Source organism: Chlorobaculum thiosulfatiphilum (assembly GCF_006265165.1).
Classification (GTDB): Bacteria; Bacteroidota; Chlorobiia; order Chlorobiales; family Chlorobiaceae; genus Chlorobaculum; species Chlorobaculum thiosulfatiphilum.
This window is the reverse complement of sequence record NZ_VDCH01000016.1, coordinates 39,383-55,550: the sequence shown is the minus strand read 5'-3', so window position 1 is coordinate 55,550 and position 16,168 is coordinate 39,383. Positions and strand designations below refer to the sequence as shown.

General features: G+C 62.7%; 14 protein-coding genes and 2 pseudogenes. 3 read left to right on the top strand and 13 right to left on the bottom strand.

Features of this window, described 5'->3' with window-relative positions:
- The 8 genes from FGF66_RS08265 to FGF66_RS08235 all read right to left on the bottom strand — a co-directional run.
- The coding region (locus FGF66_RS08265) for a transposase family protein (RefSeq protein WP_139457182.1) at positions 1 to 249 on the bottom strand (249 nt) is incomplete at its 3' end.
- Positions 250 to 338: 89 nt separating this feature from the next.
- Positions 339 to 464, bottom strand: coding sequence for a hypothetical protein (locus FGF66_RS13040; RefSeq protein ID WP_281279064.1), 126 nt, complete (start codon positions 462 to 464; stop codon positions 339 to 341).
- Positions 448 to 1,566 (bottom strand): ABC transporter substrate-binding protein, encoded by a 1,119-nt coding sequence (locus FGF66_RS08260; RefSeq protein WP_139457181.1) that lies wholly within the window; start codon positions 1,564 to 1,566, stop codon positions 448 to 450. The genes FGF66_RS13040 and FGF66_RS08260 overlap by 17 nt, the downstream gene beginning before the upstream one ends.
- Entirely contained in the window at positions 1,563 to 2,198 is a 636-nt protein-coding gene (locus tag FGF66_RS08255) for a class I SAM-dependent methyltransferase (RefSeq protein WP_170181289.1), read from the bottom strand. The genes FGF66_RS08260 and FGF66_RS08255 overlap by 4 nt, the downstream gene beginning before the upstream one ends.
- 342 nt (positions 2,199 to 2,540) lie before the next feature.
- Entirely contained in the window at positions 2,541 to 3,341 is an 801-nt protein-coding gene (locus FGF66_RS08250; protein WP_139457180.1) for an ABC transporter ATP-binding protein, read from the bottom strand.
- Positions 3,335 to 4,330, bottom strand: coding sequence for a FecCD family ABC transporter permease (locus FGF66_RS08245; protein ID WP_139457179.1), 996 nt, complete (start codon positions 4,328 to 4,330; stop codon positions 3,335 to 3,337). The genes FGF66_RS08250 and FGF66_RS08245 overlap by 7 nt, the downstream gene beginning before the upstream one ends.
- Positions 4,331 to 4,343: 13 nt before the next feature.
- Positions 4,344 to 6,365 (bottom strand): TonB-dependent receptor plug domain-containing protein, encoded by a 2,022-nt coding sequence (locus FGF66_RS08240; protein WP_139457178.1) that lies wholly within the window; start codon positions 6,363 to 6,365, stop codon positions 4,344 to 4,346.
- Between the two features lie 55 nt (positions 6,366 to 6,420).
- Positions 6,421 to 7,218 carry a uroporphyrinogen-III C-methyltransferase gene (locus tag FGF66_RS08235; protein WP_170181288.1) on the bottom strand — a complete coding sequence of 266 codons (798 nt, stop codon included), beginning with the start codon at positions 7,216 to 7,218 and terminating at the stop codon, positions 6,421 to 6,423.
- A 407-nt stretch (positions 7,219 to 7,625) separates the two neighbouring features.
- Here FGF66_RS08235 and FGF66_RS08225 point away from each other — a divergent pair, with 407 nt between their 5' ends.
- The 3 genes and pseudogenes from FGF66_RS08225 to FGF66_RS13150 form a co-directional block, all read left to right on the top strand.
- Positions 7,626 to 8,051 carry a TOBE domain-containing protein gene (locus FGF66_RS08225; RefSeq protein WP_139457175.1) on the top strand — a complete coding sequence of 142 codons (426 nt, stop codon included), beginning with the start codon at positions 7,626 to 7,628 and terminating at the stop codon, positions 8,049 to 8,051.
- Between the two features lie 23 nt (positions 8,052 to 8,074).
- A pseudogene (locus FGF66_RS08220) lies at positions 8,075 to 8,502 on the top strand (aldo/keto reductase); the annotation flags it as partial.
- Positions 8,503 to 8,637: 135 nt separating this feature from the next.
- A pseudogene (locus tag FGF66_RS13150) lies at positions 8,638 to 8,724 on the top strand (SDR family oxidoreductase); the annotation flags it as partial.
- Positions 8,725 to 9,030: 306 nt separating this feature from the next.
- Here the strand turns inward: FGF66_RS13150 and cbiD are convergent.
- From cbiD to FGF66_RS08190, 5 genes are read right to left on the bottom strand one after another with little or no spacing between them, the layout of a single operon-like run.
- Positions 9,031 to 10,884: a cobalt-precorrin-5B (C(1))-methyltransferase CbiD gene (gene cbiD / locus FGF66_RS08210; protein ID WP_170181287.1), complete on the bottom strand. Its 1,854-nt coding sequence runs from the start codon at positions 10,882 to 10,884 to the stop codon at positions 9,031 to 9,033.
- The gene (gene cobM, locus FGF66_RS08205; RefSeq protein ID WP_139457174.1) at positions 10,874 to 12,748 is read right to left on the bottom strand and encodes a precorrin-4 C(11)-methyltransferase; all 1,875 of its coding nucleotides are present in this window, start codon (positions 12,746 to 12,748) and stop codon (positions 10,874 to 10,876) included. Before cobM ends, cbiD begins: the two co-directional genes overlap by 11 nt.
- 3 nt (positions 12,749 to 12,751) lie before the next feature.
- Positions 12,752 to 13,957 (bottom strand): precorrin-6y C5,15-methyltransferase (decarboxylating) subunit CbiE, encoded by a 1,206-nt coding sequence (gene cbiE, locus FGF66_RS08200; protein ID WP_139457173.1) that lies wholly within the window; start codon positions 13,955 to 13,957, stop codon positions 12,752 to 12,754.
- Complete coding sequence (gene cobJ / locus FGF66_RS08195) at positions 13,950 to 15,356, bottom strand: precorrin-3B C(17)-methyltransferase (protein WP_170181286.1); 1,407 nt, start codon at positions 15,354 to 15,356, stop codon at positions 13,950 to 13,952. The genes cbiE and cobJ overlap by 8 nt, the downstream gene beginning before the upstream one ends.
- On the bottom strand, positions 15,353 to 16,093 hold the full coding sequence (locus FGF66_RS08190; protein ID WP_139457171.1) for a precorrin-2 C(20)-methyltransferase: 741 nt from the start codon (positions 16,091 to 16,093) through the stop codon (positions 15,353 to 15,355). Before FGF66_RS08190 ends, cobJ begins: the two co-directional genes overlap by 4 nt.
- Positions 16,094 to 16,168 lie beyond the last annotated feature (75 nt).

Genomic DNA, 16,168 nt, shown 5'->3' with positions numbered 1-16,168 from the left:
TTGACAACGTGGCAAACAGGCCACCAGAATGGTCTCGAACTGCATGGTATCCAGATGACGCCATCGTTGCTCAGTGGCATGGTCATAAAGGCTGCATGATGCACCGCATACCGGACACGCGACCTGCTTGCCGGTACAGACCAGTCTGATCTCGACCCGCTTGCCGCTCATCGACACATGAACGTTCTCGACCTTCCAGTTTGAGGAAAGACCTAAAAGTTGGTGGTAATGGCTCGTCAGGCTCTGCATGGGAGTATCAAGGTGTGGTTGGGTAAAGCTCAAAATTACTCTATGTTACCTCATACACACCCTTCTTCCCACGATATTCTGCGAAGAGCCTAAAAATTGATCGCCCCCTTTTTGATGAGCGGTACGCCGTTGCCCGTGCTTTTGCGATGCAACGGCGGAGGCGTACAGACGGCAAGGAGGTTGCCGTCCCTGTCCATTTTATCGACTGGTTTCATCATGTCCCGATAGTTTATTGGCGACCTCACGCCGATCCACACCCGGCAAGGCGAGCGGATGCATCACCTCGCGCAGCTCGGCGGCGGTCAGGTCGCGATGAAAGAAAACGCTGAAATACTCCCGCGCGGCATCTTCGAGATCGATGTGGTACAGATCGGGATAGAGAAGCTGGGCCAGCCAGAGCGCGCCGAGAATCCGGTTCGTGCCCGGCGGTCGGTCGAACCAGCCGAAGGGCAGGTAGGGAATCTGGTGGATGCGCCCCTCGCGGATGGCGGGAACCCGCTGCCAGAGCGGATCGCCGGTGATATTCCGGAACGTCGTCATCGACGCGCCCATGCCCGTCCAGACGATCACGACGTCCGGATTCCATTGCAGCACCTGCTCCATCGAGACGGCGCTCATCCCCTTGCCGGAAAGGAGGCTCACCTGGGCGACGTTGGTCGCGCCGACGAGGTCGATGATCTGGCTGTGGAACGATCCCGATGGATCGGTATTCAGGCCGCGATTGCCCTCGGCGTAATAGACCCGCTTGCGCTGGCTCGCGGGAATCCGGGCGGCTTTGGCGAAGACCGGCAGCAGCCACTTTTCGAGGTATGCGCTCATCCTGGCCGTCTGCTCCTGCCTGCCCAGCAGCTCGCCCATCGCCGCGAACGCTTCGGGGTAGCGCTTCATCTCCATATCGACCATGAAGACCGGAACGCCAGTTCGCTGACTGAGCCGGTCGGCCTGGTCGATGCTTTGCCGGTTGATCGAAAAGTATGAGATGATAACGTCGGGATGCAGGCGCACGATCTCCTCGGCGGAACCATCCGAGAAAGGCAACTTGAGGTAAGCGGGACTCATGAAGCGCTCCGCGCCGTCGGTCATCCAGAGCGAGCGGTTCACCATCAGGTCGGGCGCGACGGCGTAAAGCGTCACGCTTCCGGGGCGCGTCGAATAGGCGCGCTCGATCGTGACCGGAACCCTCATGCGCCGCCCCGCCATATCGACCACCTCTCGCGTGTCGGCTGCGGGCTTTTCGCCGGAGGGCTGGCAGGCGGCGAGAAGGAGCAGAAGCAACGGCAGTATCTGCCGGAAGATGCGCATCGATGCGGCCCTCATGCTTCCGCCGCCTCCGGTTTGCGGAAAATGATCCAGGTTCCGGCCTCCTGATGCTCGACGACGCCCTCGATGCCGAGCCGCTGGAGCATCGCCCGGAAGTGCTCCGGCGGATTCTGCGTCATGCGCTCCTTGCGCTTGCGGTTCCACTCCGGGTCGTCCGCCTTCGCCGCCTCGATCTCCCGGAGCAACTCGGCGGTGCCGAAGCCGCCGCCGATCCACGCCCAGCCGCCAGGCCGCAGTACGCGCCAGACCTCGGCCAGCCCCTGCTGCTGATCCTGCCAGAAAAAGATCGAGCCACGGCTCACCACCAGATCCACCGAACCGTCATCGAACGGCAACGCCTCGGCCACCCCCACCACGGCATCGACGCGATCCCCGACGCCAGCTTCGGCGCTGTTCTCGCGGGCCAGCTCGACGCACTCCGGCATGAGATCGACCACCGTCACCTTCATCGAGGTGATTTTGGCGATACAGACGGCGAGCATCCCCGGCCCGCCGCCAAGATCGATGCAGCGCCCGGCGCTCACCCCAGTCCGCTCGACAAGCTGGGCGGCGATGACGGGATAGATTTTGCGGAAATGGCCCTTCATGATCTTCTCATTGAACTCCGCCGCATTCATCGTGTAACTCATTGTTTTACTGCGTTTTGTTTATGATTCAGGCAACAACAACTCACAAAGGTTGTTGAGCAAGATTTTGGGCTGAAGCCCATGATTTTTTTGCGCCTTGAACCCCGGCCTGAAGGCCGGGGCAATTTTGGAGAACTAACTTTTCCAAAGTCATCCGCCTTCTCCTGTTTTATCGCTCCGACCATTGGACTTCTTGAACAATTGCCCCGGACTTCAGTCCGGGGTATGCAGATAAGGCATAATAAATAAGGGCTTTAGCCCAATCTCTTGCGACACGGCAATTACGATTCGCTGTTGACACGTTATCAAACGTCTAACTCCCCCTCCAAATCGAAATCCTACGCCCTACTCCACCACCGGAGCGCAGACCCTTCGGCTGGCGTGGCCGTTTTGCGGCGTGTCGAACACCTGCACCTCCACGCCGTAGAGGCTCCGCAGCGTCTCCGGGGTTAGCATCGCTTCGGGCGAGCCGTCGTGGCTCAGCTTGCCGCCGGAGAGCACCGCCACCCGCGAGGCCGCCATGAAGGCGTGGTCGGGGTGGTGCGTCGCCATGAGAATGCCGATGTTGCGCCCGGCCAGCTCCCGGACTTTGCGGATGACCCTCACCTGGTTGCCGTAATCGAGGTTCGAGGCGGGTTCGTCGAGAATCATGAACCGCGCCTCCTGCGCGAGCGCCCGTGCGATGATGACCATCTGGCGCTCGCCGCCGCTCAGTTCGTTGAAAGGGCGAGCGGCGAGATGGCTGATTTCGAGCAGGTCGAGGCACTCCGCCGCGACGTGCCGATCACGCGCTCCCGGCGAGGAGAAGAGGCCGAGGTGGACGCTTCTGCCGAAAAGCACCACGTCGCTTACCGAATAGGCAAACGGCATGGCGTAGGACTGCGGCACGTAGGAGACGATGCAGGCGATCTCGCGTGGCGAAAGGCGCGAAACCTCGCGCCCCGAGAGCGTCACCGAGCCATGAACCGGCGCGATAAAGCCAAGCATCGTCCGGAAAAGCGTGGTCTTGCCCGCGCCGTTCTGGCCGAGCAGGCAGACCACATCCCCCGGCGCGATCTCCAGATCGACATCGTCGAGAATCGCCTTGCCGTTGTAGCCGAGTCCGGCTTTGCGGATGGCAATCGACTGTTCCTTCGCCTTCACCATGCGCGTACCGATGAGCGTTTCATGATCCAGATGAAAAAGGGCGCGCCGAGCACCGCCGTGATGATGCCGACCGGAATCTCCACCGACGCCGCCGAGCGGGCGACCGTATCGACCGCCACCATGAATGCCGCGCCGACGAGGAACGAGACCGGCATGAGCCGCCGGTGGTTCGCTCCGGCGAGAAACCGCGAGATGTGCGGCACCACCAGGCCGACCCAGCCGATGATGCCACAGACAGAAATCATGCTCGCCGTCACGAGCGTCGCGCAAAGAATCACGGCGACGCGCATTCGCCCGGTGTGCAGGCCGAGCGAGCGGGCCTCCTCCTCGCCGAAAGAGAGCACGTTCAGCCGCCAGCTCACGAGCAGCAGCGGAATCGCGCCCGCGAGCACCATCGCCACCGCCGTGCCGAGTTCGCCGGTACGGATGTCGGCGAAGCTGCCCATGAGCCAGTAGGTGATGGCTGGTAGCTTGTCGAGCGGATCGGCGATGTACTTGAGCAGCGAGAGCAGCGCCCCGAAGAGCGAGCTGATGACGATGCCCGACAGCACGAGCACCAGCACCGAATCGCTGCTGCGCCCGATGGCCCGGCTGACCAGCACGGCAGCGAGCACGGCAGTGATGCCGCCCGCGAAGGAGATCGCCTGCACGGCGGCCACCGGCAGCGAGAAGAGTATCCCCAGCGCCGCGCCGAAGCCGGAGCCGGACGAAACGCCGAGAATGTCGGGGCTGACCATCGGGTTACGGAACAATCCTTGATACGCCGCGCCCGCCAGAGACAGCGCCCCGCCCGCCGCGATGGCCGCGATGAGCCGCGGCAGGCGGATGTTGAGCAGCACCACCGGCAGATTGGCGTCGGCGCTCGCACCGGTAAAAAGCCATGACAGAATCGCCGGCGGCGAGACCGGATAGCGCCCGATGCCGAGCGACAACACGCTTACTCCGCAGAGCGCGGCGAAGCAGACGAGAATCAGCGATACACCTTTCATCGAGCTGCTCAGTTCAGAATGCGTAGTTCATCGACATGACATACTCGCGTCCGGCTTCCGGATAGCCCTCCGCGACCTCGTAGTTCCGGTCGAAAAGATTGTTGACCGCCGCGTGAAGCGACAGCCCATCGGTAAGCCCGGCATTCATGTGCAGATTCACGAGGCCATAGGGCGCAGCCTTGTACTTCCCGTCACTGGTGCTGTAGCGTTTCGTGTTGTATTCGCTCTCGACAAGCAGCCAGGTTTTGTCGTCGAGCAGGAACTGCACGTAGCCGGTCAGTTTGTGCTTCGGCACGTCGGTGAAGACCAGATCGGGATTGCTGTCGTTCTGCCGGTCGATGTAGCTGTATGCGACATGGGTTTTCAGCCAGCCGAGCGGCTGCCAGTCCGCCGATGACTCGAAACCGGTGAAGGTTGACTTGCCGGTGTTCTGCATCTGCCAGAGCCAGGTGCTGCTCGCCGTGTCGTAAACGACATTGTTCACCTGCTGGATGGTGTCGTCGAGCTTGCTCTGATAGACCGACGCATGGAGCGAGAAGTTACCGGATGGCGTGAAAGCGTAATCGACGCCGTAGTTCAGGCTGCTTTCGGGATCGAGGCCGGGGTTGGCGATAGCCTGACCCATCCGGTAGGAGTAGCGATCCTTCAGCGTTGGGAAGCGCGTCGTCTTCGCCACATAGCCGGTCAACACATTGCAATCGTCAAGGTGTCCGACCACGGCAAGCTGCGCGTTGGTGGCCTGATTGTCTTCAAGCTGAAAGTTCCGAATCACTGTATGGGTATCGTCGGTGAACTCCTGCGCCTCGATGGTGGAGCGAAAATCCTGCCGGACACCGGCGATGATCGACAGATTTTTCGAGGCGTTCCAGGTGTTCTCGACGGCAATCGAGAAGGTGTTGTCCGCGAACCGCAGCGGCTCCTGGCCGGTGTCGCCGATTTCGTTGTGCATGTCGTACTTGTCGTGCAGCGCAACTTTCAGAATGTCGCTCTGCGCGATGCTGGCGCCGAACTCCACCGATCCGCCAACTGTGTGGTCGTCGTAGCGGCTCGAAAAAGTTTTTGGGGGCTTCGTCTGGGTGGTGTAGGTCGCGTCGTCGTAGCTTTCGAGTGAGTTGTAGTAGTTGTCGAAATATGCCCTCGTTTTCAGGTAGCTTTTCTCGCCGAGGCTGGTGCGGCCGATGTAGTAGAGGCTTGTCTTGTCCCAGTTGGTGAAGCGCCAGTAGCGCGTTTTGTTGCTCGGATTCGATCCGGTATAGACCGGCACGCCCTTGACCGAGTGCTGACTGTTGAAGGTGATGGCGTATTCGTCCGTGCTGTTTGGCGTATAACCGACCTTGACCGTGGCGTTCCGGTCGCGGGTATCGGAGTTGTCGCGCTCGCCCCCATCTTCGTTCGCAACGGCCTCAAACGAGGAGGAGAGCGGCATGAAGTCGCGACTCAGCAAGGAAAGGCCCGCCTGCACGTACCACTTGCCCTGATTCGAGCCGATGTTGACGGCCCCGAATCCGGCATCGATCTGGTCGTTGCCCATCGATCCGCCAGCTCTGACATTGCCTTCGAGCTTTTTTTCCGGCTTGCGGCTGACCATGTTGATCGCGCCGCCAAGCGTGTTCGGGCCGTACAGCACGGCGGTAAATCCTTTTGATACATTGACTTCCGACAGGTTCATCGTCAGAAACCGGTTGGGATCAACATAACCGTCGTAAGGAACGTAGAGCGGAACACCGTCGAGATAGAGCGGTACCTGGCGCATGTCGAAGCCGCGCACGTAAACCATCCCCTCGTTGCGCCCGCCGACATTGCTGATAGTGACGCCAGGCAGAAGATTGGCGGCTTCGGAGAGATTCTGCTTGTCGAGCTTCTCCATTTCGGCGGTCGGAACCGTTTCGGCGGAGTCGGCGCTCTTGCCCGTGACGACGATCTCGCCTGCCGTGAAGACCGGCGCGGCGCTGTCGTCGCCCGATAACGAGGTTTCGGCGGCCATCGCTGGCCTGACCGAGGCCAACAGCAACACCATCAGAACTGCTTTTTTCATGGATATGGTTGATTTCGTTATAACTTTTAATACATAATGCTACGCAAAAAAAGAGCTATCCGGCGCTTTCGGCGATCTTGCTAGAAAGCTCTTTCGATCCCACCGGAACGTTCCGCACTCTGACGTACCGCCCGATGTGGTACACCACCGGCTCCGGCAAAACGGCGGAAAATTCCTCGCGACCAAGCTTGTCGAGCGTTGTGCGGACAAACGCCTCGCCGGGCCACCCGGCCTTGCTGACCGCCACGACCGGCGTCCCGTCCGCCACGCCCTCCTCGCGGAACACCCGCAGGATGCCCGGCAGGTTCGCCGTGGCCATGTAGAAGACGACGGTCGCGCCGTGGCCGAGCAGCCGCGCGGCATCGCGGATGAGCGCGAAGTCGTCGGTAATCGTGGCGGCGATGATGTTGAGCACGGCGTCGCTCTCGAACTTGCGGCTGATCGGCAAGGCGTAGGCGCTCGCCGCCGCCGCTCCGGCGGAGATGCCGGGGATAACGGCCCACGGAATGCCGAGCCGCGTGAGTACGTCGCCCTCATCGACTTCGCCGCCGAACAGCGCCGGATCGCCGGTTTTCAGCCGCACGACGCGCAATCCCTTCTCGCGATGCTCGCGAATCGCCACGATCATCGGCGTCTGTTCGCGACGCCCCTTGCCGGTTTCATACGGCGAACGATCCACGCGAACAATCGCGGCGCGTTCGGATGCCAGCGCGAGCACCGGCTCGACCGTCCCGCAGTCGTAGAGGATGACGTCGGCCTCGCGGATGGCCGCCGCGCCGCGCACCGTCAGCAGCTCCGGATCGCCCGGCCCCGCGCCGACGATGATAACCCTGTTTTCTCCATGCTCCGCCATCTGCTGAATCACTTTACGACTTTCGTTATTTCCTGCAAAACATAACGCCTGACAAAAAAAGAGGCGAAGTACTTTTCTTGTCAGAATTTGCGACATCTTCACCATTATTCAAACAATTCCTACCTATTGGTATATAAATTTACAGAAAACAGCTTTTCTTATTCAAGAATTAAGGTTTCTTCACTCCATCCATTGCCGTAAAAGAAAAATTTCAAATATTTGAAGCAGTGCGTTATAACAGAGCCAACAGATCGATTTGACCCCATGTATTCGCGCATCCAGACGCTTGACAAGAACCGGCCTGGAAACGAGGAAATCCGGCTCACCGCCGCAGGATACGCCATGCCGCTTTCAATGCATCATCTCAACAACGCTTATCTCCATCAATTTCCATCAGGAGTAACACCATGAACATCAGTGCACGCAACATCTTCAAGGGTTCCATCTCGTCGATCGTCAAGGGCGCGGTCAACGCCGAAGTGACCATAACGCTCGCCAGCGGCGCTCCGATTGTATCGATCATCACCATCGGCGCCGTCGAAAGGCTCGGCCTGCAAGAGGGCATGGCGGCCAGCGCCATCATCAAGGCGAGCACGGTCATCCTCGGCACCAATCTGCACGACGCGAAAATGAGCGCCCGGAACATCCTCTGCGGCACCGTCACCCGCGTGATCGACGGGCCGGTCAGTTGCGAGGTCGATCTGGAGATCGGCGGCGGCGAGGTGCTGTCGGCGGTCATCACCCACGGCAGCGCCGAGAAGCTCGGCTTCGCCGAAGGCGGCCACGCCTGCGCCATCTTCAAGGCGTCGAGTGTGATCGTCGGCGTGGAGTAAATTCTTAAAAAATCACTCCTGCACTGGAAACCATTGTTCATGTCATAAAAGAGCTGATCGCCGAGGGAAAAATCAGGCATTTCGGATTGTCCGAAGCTGGCGCGGCAAGCATCCGCAAAGCCCACGCCGTGCCGCGCTTAACGCCGGAAAATATCGAGGCCAATCTCGCGCTGGTGGAGCTTGTCAAAGAGATCGCCACCGAAAAAAAGCGACCCGCGCGCAGCTCGCCCTGGCATGGCTCCTTGCGCAAAAGCCGTGGATCACGCCCATTCCGGGAACCACGAAAACCAGCAGGCTTGAGGAAAACCTCGGAGTGGCATCGCTGGAACTCTCCCAAGCCGACCTTCAGAAAATCGAAACGCCCCTGTCAGGCATCAAAATTCATGGCGAGCGTTACCCGGCGCAACAGCAGAAGCTCGTCGGAACATCGCTCACATCACAAACCGTTTGAGCACCTCGACATGCAAGGAACGATCGTAAAACCAACCTTTTGAATGAGAGACTATCATGGAAAAAGTCATGGTCATCATCGGCCCCGGCTCGATCGGCCAGGCGATTGCTCGCCGCGTGAGCGCCGGAAACCATGACGCCGCTTGCCAAAGATGAGCTGAACGGACCGCAAGGCGAAGGGTACAGGCGCATGATCGAGGCCGGTCCGGCTGGCCGGGCTGGATGGCGGCGTGACGGCCTCCTGGTGGTTTGGCGAACTCGCGCCGCAATAAACAAATCCGGAGCCGCCACGCCCATGACCGGCATCAGCAAATCCGGTTTGTTTCAGGCGCACAAGAACGCCTTGGGGATTGCGTATGAAACGGATACAACAGTTTAACCGATAACTCTTATAATTTTATAAACTTATAGCTTTATCAGCAACACTCGCAGAACAATGGTGTAACAAATTTTTCATCCAAATCGATAAACAACGCGCGCCAACGATCAATCCCGGAGTCCAACCAAATCAACTTTCGCAACTGGCAATTCAGGTCGAAATCACCGCCCGTCCCTCCATGTCGAACAGCACGAAGGTCAGCGGCGTGTCGGGGAGCCATTGGCGGCAGGCGCGATGGCATGCTTTGGCGATGGCCGGATAGAGCGGTTCGTCGCTTCCGAACGGCACAATCTCCATCATGTTTCGTACGAGGCGGAGGTCGGCGAGCTGGCTCGTGATTGCCGGGCTGTAGCCGAGGTCGGCGGCGAGGGTGGCGAGCCATCGGGGATCGAGGGAGACGACGCGGCTGGAGAGGTCGGCCTCGCCCTGGGCGAGCTTGGTAGCTTTGGCGAGCATGACGCCAACGATGACATGGCTGAAACCACCGTTTTCACGCACCAGTTCGAGGGTGCGCCCGATGAAGTTGCCGTAGTGGATGCTGGTCAGTTCCGGCAGGTCTGGGTAGAGCGTGCGGAGATGACGTTCGCTCCGTAGGCCGGAGGTGAGGGCGAGGGTCGTGCAACCGTTGGCGGCGGCGACAGCGACGGACTGGCGGATGCTGGCGAGCCACGCCTCCATCGAGTAGGGCACGACCTCGCCGCTGGTGCCGAGAATCGAAATGCCGCCGGTGATGCCGAGCCGGGCGTTCATCGTTTTGCGGGCGACCGCCTCCCCGCCCGGCGCTGAAATCGTGACCGCGACAGCGGAGCGCAAAGCGCGCTGGCGCAGCTCGGCGGCGATGCACTCCCGGATCATCCCGCGCGGCACCGGGTTGATCGCCGGTTCGCCGGGCGAAATCTCAAGGCCCGGCAGCGTCACTTTGCCTACTCCTTCACCCCGCAGAAATCGCACCTCGCCAGGCTCGCCGTCAAGCAGCAGCGAGACCTCGCTGACAATCAACAGGCCGTGCGTCACGTCTGGGTCGTCGCCCGCGAACTTCCGCACACCGCACCGCGCCCGCCCTTGCTCCGCGCTGTACGAGACGATGCCGAAGCTGGCGACCTTGCCGGACGGCAGCGTGATCGTGATCGAGTCGGGCGCGGTGCCGTCGAGCAGCGTGATCACGGCGGCCTTCGTGGCGGCGGCAGCGCAGGCTCCGGTGGTGTAGCCCGTCCGGAGCGGCTTCAGCGTGGCGGCGTCCGGCAGCAGCGCTTCAAGCTCCTCGACGGATGTTGCCACCGTATCGTACTCGGGCGCGGAGGGACGGCGGATGACAATCAGCGGAATGGCGCACCGCTCGGCAACCCGGAGCTTCACCGGAAAAAAGCCGGACTCGCCACTCTCCTTCGCGAGCAGGCAATCGACGCCGTGCTCCCGCACGATCGCTTCGAGCGCCTCGTCCGGGCCGTCGGGATTCATCGGCAGCAGCTTCGCTTCGGGAAATCCTTCGCGCCGCGCCAGCTCCATCGAAGCCGATAACGGCAGGATGCGCAGAAGCATCTCGCGCCGACGCCACCACGGGCGCAACGGCGAGACGGATTGCACGCCGGTCAGGGCGAGCAGCTTCGTCGGAGCGAGACGTTCCAGCAGCGCGATGGCTTCCGGGAAATCGGCGACGGAATGAAGTCCGTCAAAATCAGGAAAAGTCACCGGCGCTCTGTCGAAGCGGATCAGGCGGATGGCAAAACGCTTGCAAAGCTCGAACACCGAGCGGTGCAAACGCGAAGCAAAGGGGTGGGCGGCGTCGATGACAAGGCGGACTCCGTGCGAAGCGATGAGTTCCGTGATCGCCGCCTCGTCGAGCGCGCCGTGGCGGAATTCGCCGTGCGAAGAGGCGAACGGCTCGACGCGGGTTTTGGTCGAGTAGATGAAAGGGAGACCGAGCCGGTCGAGCAAGGCCGCCGCCTGCCGCCCCTCGGTGGTGCCGCCGAAAAGCAGGATCACGCCGCCCGCCTCATGCGCCATGACCTTCGCGGAAACCGTGCGTGAACGATGGATCGTAGAGCTTCGAGCGCCCGCCGCGCGCACCGATCGCCTCGCCGACCACCAGCAGCACCGTGCGGGTTTTGCCGCTCTGCCGGACGAGCGCCGACAGCTCGTCGAGCCGCCCGCGCCACACCTGCTGGTCGTCCCAGGTGAGCCGGTAGCAGACCGCCACGGGGGTTTCGGGCGGGTAGTGTGCGAGCAATTCGGCCTGCACCTCGTCGCTCCATTCCGCACTCAGGTAGATGCACATGGTCGCCCGGGCGCGGGCCAGCTCCGAGAGCCGCTCCTTGTCCGGCACCGGCGTCCGCCCGCTGCCGCGTGTGAGGATGATGGTCTGCACCTTTTCCGGTACCGTGAACTGCGACTGCAACACCGCTGCCGCCGCCTGGAACGACGACACGCCCGGCACGATTTCGTACTCGAATCCCTCGGCATCGAAAAAAGCCATCTGCTCCTGGATCGCCCCGTAGATCGACGGATCGCCGGTGTGCAGCCGCACGACGAATTTGCCCTGCCGGTAGAACTGCTCCATCAGATCGAACTGCTCTTCGAGCGGCATCGATGCCGAGCTTCGCACCAGCGCCCCCGGCCCAGCGCAGTGGGTGAGCTTCTCCGGCACGAGGCTACCCGCGTAGAGGATCAGGTCGGCCTGTTCGAGGTAGCGCCTGCCCCTGACCGTCACCAGCTCCGGATCACCCGGCCCCGCCCCGACAATGGCGATGCGCCCCCGCCGTTCGGCCCCGCGCAAAAGGCTGACGGCGAAGGTGTAGTGGCGCGGCTGACCTTCGGGAACGCCCGCCAGCGCGACCTTCTGCTTCTCCACCAGCCACCGGTTCTCGCCGGAAAGCAGCGCCGCCGAAGCCTCGGAGACGCTGTGTACACCGGTCTTGCGAAAGACCACGTCGGACGGATTGGGCACCGGCCCGGCGCTTTCGAGCTGCTCCGGCGAGAAGCCCGTCAGCGCCACGCCGCACGCTTGGGCAAAGGCGACGAACGCCTCTTCGTCCAGCTTGAAATCGACCGAACCCACGCCGCGGATCGAACGCGGCGACAACCCCGCAGCGGCAAGCTCCGCCGTGATCGAGCGGACGAACCGTGCGGGATCGATGCCCCGCTCCGACCCGACCCCGACGCAGAGCACCTTCGGGCGATAGCAGATCGTCTGCACCGGCGCCTCGATCAGACGCGGCGTGACGGCGAGCAAGAGACGGCAGGCGCTGAAATCGACCTCCTCGTAGCGATACGCCATCGTGACGAACGGCGGCGCGGTGCGTTCGAGCTGGTCGGTGAGCGAGTCGCGAATGTCGAGCAGCAGCGTCGTCGGCTCGTGGTTCACGAACGCCGCCATCGCCGTGGTGATCGACTCCCCGGCGACCGGCGAGGCGAACTCGACGCCCCACCCCTCTTCGCGCCCCAGAATGTCGAGCGGCCACAACCCCTGCACATCGCTCGACGTGCTCAGCACAGCCTGCGCCCCGAGCAAACGCGCGAGCCGCCCCGCCAGCGCGTTCGCCCCGCCCGCATGACCCGACAAAACGCTCTGGACGAAGCGCCCCGACTCGTCGCAGTTGATGACCGCCGGATCGCTGTGCTTGCCCTGCAACACCGGCGCAATCGAGCGCACGCAGATGCCGAGCGAGCCGATAAAGACAACGGCGTCGAAGCTGCCGAACGACTGCCGGACAAAGGCCGCAACGCTCTCGATGGATTCGACACCATCGGCGGCGCGGGACGAGAACAGCCCGCACCCGGCAAAACCGTCGGCGGCAAGCAGGCTTTTCAATGAGTGGCCGAGAGCGATTCCGGTTTCGGTGATGGCGATAATGGCGATTCGTTCGTGCATGGGTTATGGGTTTAGTTTCACCGCCTTCATGACCGTCACCGGATTGTGCTCGCCAACGGCCAGCTTGAGCGGCTCGGCGAGTTCCATGCCGTGGCGGACGGCGCGGGCGGCGAAGGCTTCGGCGCTCGTTTCGCGGACGGCGTTCATGACCACCCGGCCTCCGGGAGCGAGATGGCTCGCGACAACATCGAACACCTCGTCGAGCCGGTCGCCGTGGCCGCCGATGAAGACCGCATCGACGCCGTCGCTACCACACAACGCGCAGTGATCCTGTTCGAGAAAGTCGCCCATCACCTTCGCGATGCCGGGCGCTCCGAAGCGACGGGCGTTCTTCTCCAGCAGGGCGTCGCACTCCGGACGCTTCTCGAAGGCGGTCACCGCGAGGCCCGGAAACCGGAGCCGCGCTTCGATGGCGACCGAACCGGTGCAGAAGCCCACGTCCCAGAAGGTTCGCGCCCGGCCCAGCTCCAGCGCGGCGAGGGCCGCCAGGCGGAACGGCATTTTGGTAATCATGTTGGGCCGTCCCGGCAGGCCGTCGAAAAGATTTTCGGGAATGCCGAACCAGCGCTTCGGCAGCTCGGTGGCTTCGAGAATGAGGCAGTTCAGTCTGCCAAATTCCATCCCGGCAGCCTCATCGAGCGTGCAGCGCGTTACCCGCTCGCTCTGGCCGCCAAGCGATTCGCCGACCACCATGCGGTAGCCAGAATAGCCAAAATCGAGCAGCCGACGCACTACCTCCGGCGGGGTTTTGCGGGTGTCGGTCAAGACGCCGATGAGCCGCTCGCCTGCGATCAGGGCGCAATCCAGCTCCTCCCAGCTTCGCCCGGTGAGCGAGGCGTGGCGCATCGACTGGTACGGCATCAGGCAACGCTGCGCGAGCATCTGGAGCGAGTGGAACGACGGAAAGCTTTGGATCGAGGCGCCGGGAAAGCGCTTCCGCAAGGTTGCGCCAAAGCCGTAGAAAAAGGGATCGCCCGAAGCGAACACCACCACCGGATCGTCCGCCCCGGCAAGTTGCGACAGCGCCTCGTCGATCGGCGGTGCGATGGTGATCCAGCGGGAACCGGACGGCAGCAACGCGCTGACGATTTCGCGATGGCGCTCCCCGCCCGCGAAGATTCGGGCCGCGCGAATCGCTTCGATGGCGGCGGGATCGAGATGCGGCTCCGCGCTGTCGCTGAGGCCGACGAGCGTGAACTGCTCAGACATGGCACCCCGGATTCATCGCCTCCGCCTCGTCGAGGCTGAAGGCTGCGTTGACGATGGTGGCCGCGATGGCGCTGCCCCCCTTGCGCCCCTCGATGAGGGCAATCGGCGTCGCGCCCGCCGCCGCCTTGAGCCGGTGCTTCGACTCGACCACGTTCACGAAGCCGACTGGCGCGCCGATCACCCCCATCGGCGCGAAGCCGCCGCGATGCAACAGCGACGCCAGCTCCAGGAGCGCCGTCGGGGCGTTGCCGACGACGAAAAGGGCGTCGGGATGCTCCCCGGCGGCGAGCCGCATCCCCGCCTGGCTGCGCGTGATGCCCGCGCTTCTGGCCAGCCCGGCCACGCGCTCGTCGTGCAGGTAGCAGCGCACCGTCACGCCGTAGCGCTCCAGCGCCGCCTTGCGCAGGCCCGACTGCACCATCGTCACGTCGGTGACAATCGTCGCGCCGCCGCCGGTCAGCGCCTCGTGCCACCGCCGGATCGCGCCGGACGAGGCGTGGAACAGCTCCTGCATCTCGAAATCGGCGGTGGTGTGGATCGTGTGCATGACCGCCCAGCGCTCATCGTTCGGGCGACCGTCCGGCTTCATCAGCCCGGCGATGGTGCGGAAGCTGCCGCTCATGATCGACTGGCCGACCGGTTTCGTGTCATCCTTTTCCCGGCTGAAGTAGCCCCTCGGCGTCATCATCCGTTCATCCGAAAAGAAGGTGGTCGAGTTGCCCACCAGCATCACGGTGAACATGTCGAGCGAGTCGGGATCGAACTCGCCGAGCGTCGTCAGCACCACCGACTCGTCGCTGCGCGTCACGTTGCGGACGATCCCGACCGGCGTCGAAGGCGAGCGGTGGCGCAGGAACAGCTCTTTGAAGCGATGAATCTGCCAGTAGCGGTCGCGACTGCGCGGATTGTAAACCGCCGTCACGAAGTCCGCCGAAGCCGCCGCCTCGATCCGCTTTTCGATCACCTCCCACGGCGTCATCAAATCGGAGAGCGAAATGGCGCAGAAGTCGTGGCTCACCGGAGCGCCGAGCCGCGCGGCGGCGGCCTGAAACGCGCTGATGCCCGCCAGCACCTCGACCGCGACATCCGGCCAGCGCCCGCTCGCGTGCAGTTCGAGAATCAGCGGTGCCATGCCGTAGATGCCTGCGTCGCCCGAACTGACCACCACGACCCGCCGCCCTTCGGAGGCCAGCGCGAACGCCTGTTCGGCCCGCCGCATCTCCCCGGTCATGCCGGTGGCGACGGTCTGGACGGAGTCCGGAATCAGGTGCCCGATGCTTTTGAGATAGCCGGTGTAGCCGACCACCGCATCGGCGCTACGGATCGCATCGAGCACCTGCGGGGTCATCATCGAGTCGCTTCCGGGGCCGAGGCCCGCGACGGTAATTTTGCCGTTCATGACGTAAATGGCGAAAGGGTTGAGTGCCGACAATGCGGTGAGCAAACCAGCAGCGAAAAATAGGGGATGGCGCGATCCCGCAAGGCGTCGATCTCCATCGTGATGAACTCGCCCGCCATGCCCACTTTTTCAGCGTAAAGGAAGGGCTTGCCGTAGCGTTCGAGGAAGCCGACCAGCTCATCTCTGACCGTCGAGAGCTTCATCGCCACCACGGTGCTATGGCTGGCGAGCGCGCGTTCGAGTTCGCCGATCTCGTCGATCTGCGCTAGCACGAGCACGCTGTCGCTTTGCAACGCGAGCGGCATTCCGGCAACCGACCCGGCGGCGATGAAGGCCGGAATGCCCGGCGTCATCGAGCAGTCGAGACCATCCTGCCGGGCGCGTTCGATAATCGCCGATGCGGTGCTGTAAAAGCCCCCGTCGCCGACGCTCACCACCGCCACGCGGCGGCCCGCCCGGACATCCTCCGCCATCGCGGCGTAGTTGACCGCATAACTCGCCTCGGCAGCCCCGCGCGAACGCGACATCGGCACCAGCATCCCCCGGAGCTTCGACGGATCGAGATCGTACGCATCGAGAATATCGAGCGCCACGCTCGTCACCGCGCCCGAAGCGCTGACCGTGCCGGGATAGTAGATCGCATCCGCCTCGCGAAGCTGTTCCAGCGCCCTGACGGTGATAAGCCCGGGATCACCCGGCCCAAGCGAAACGCTGATGAGAGAGCCTTGTTTGTTCATTGGTTGCATGTAAAAGTCAGTAACAGTGTCTTGTTTCCCTGGGAACGCCGAGCGCCTGCTCGGCATCTTCTCGGA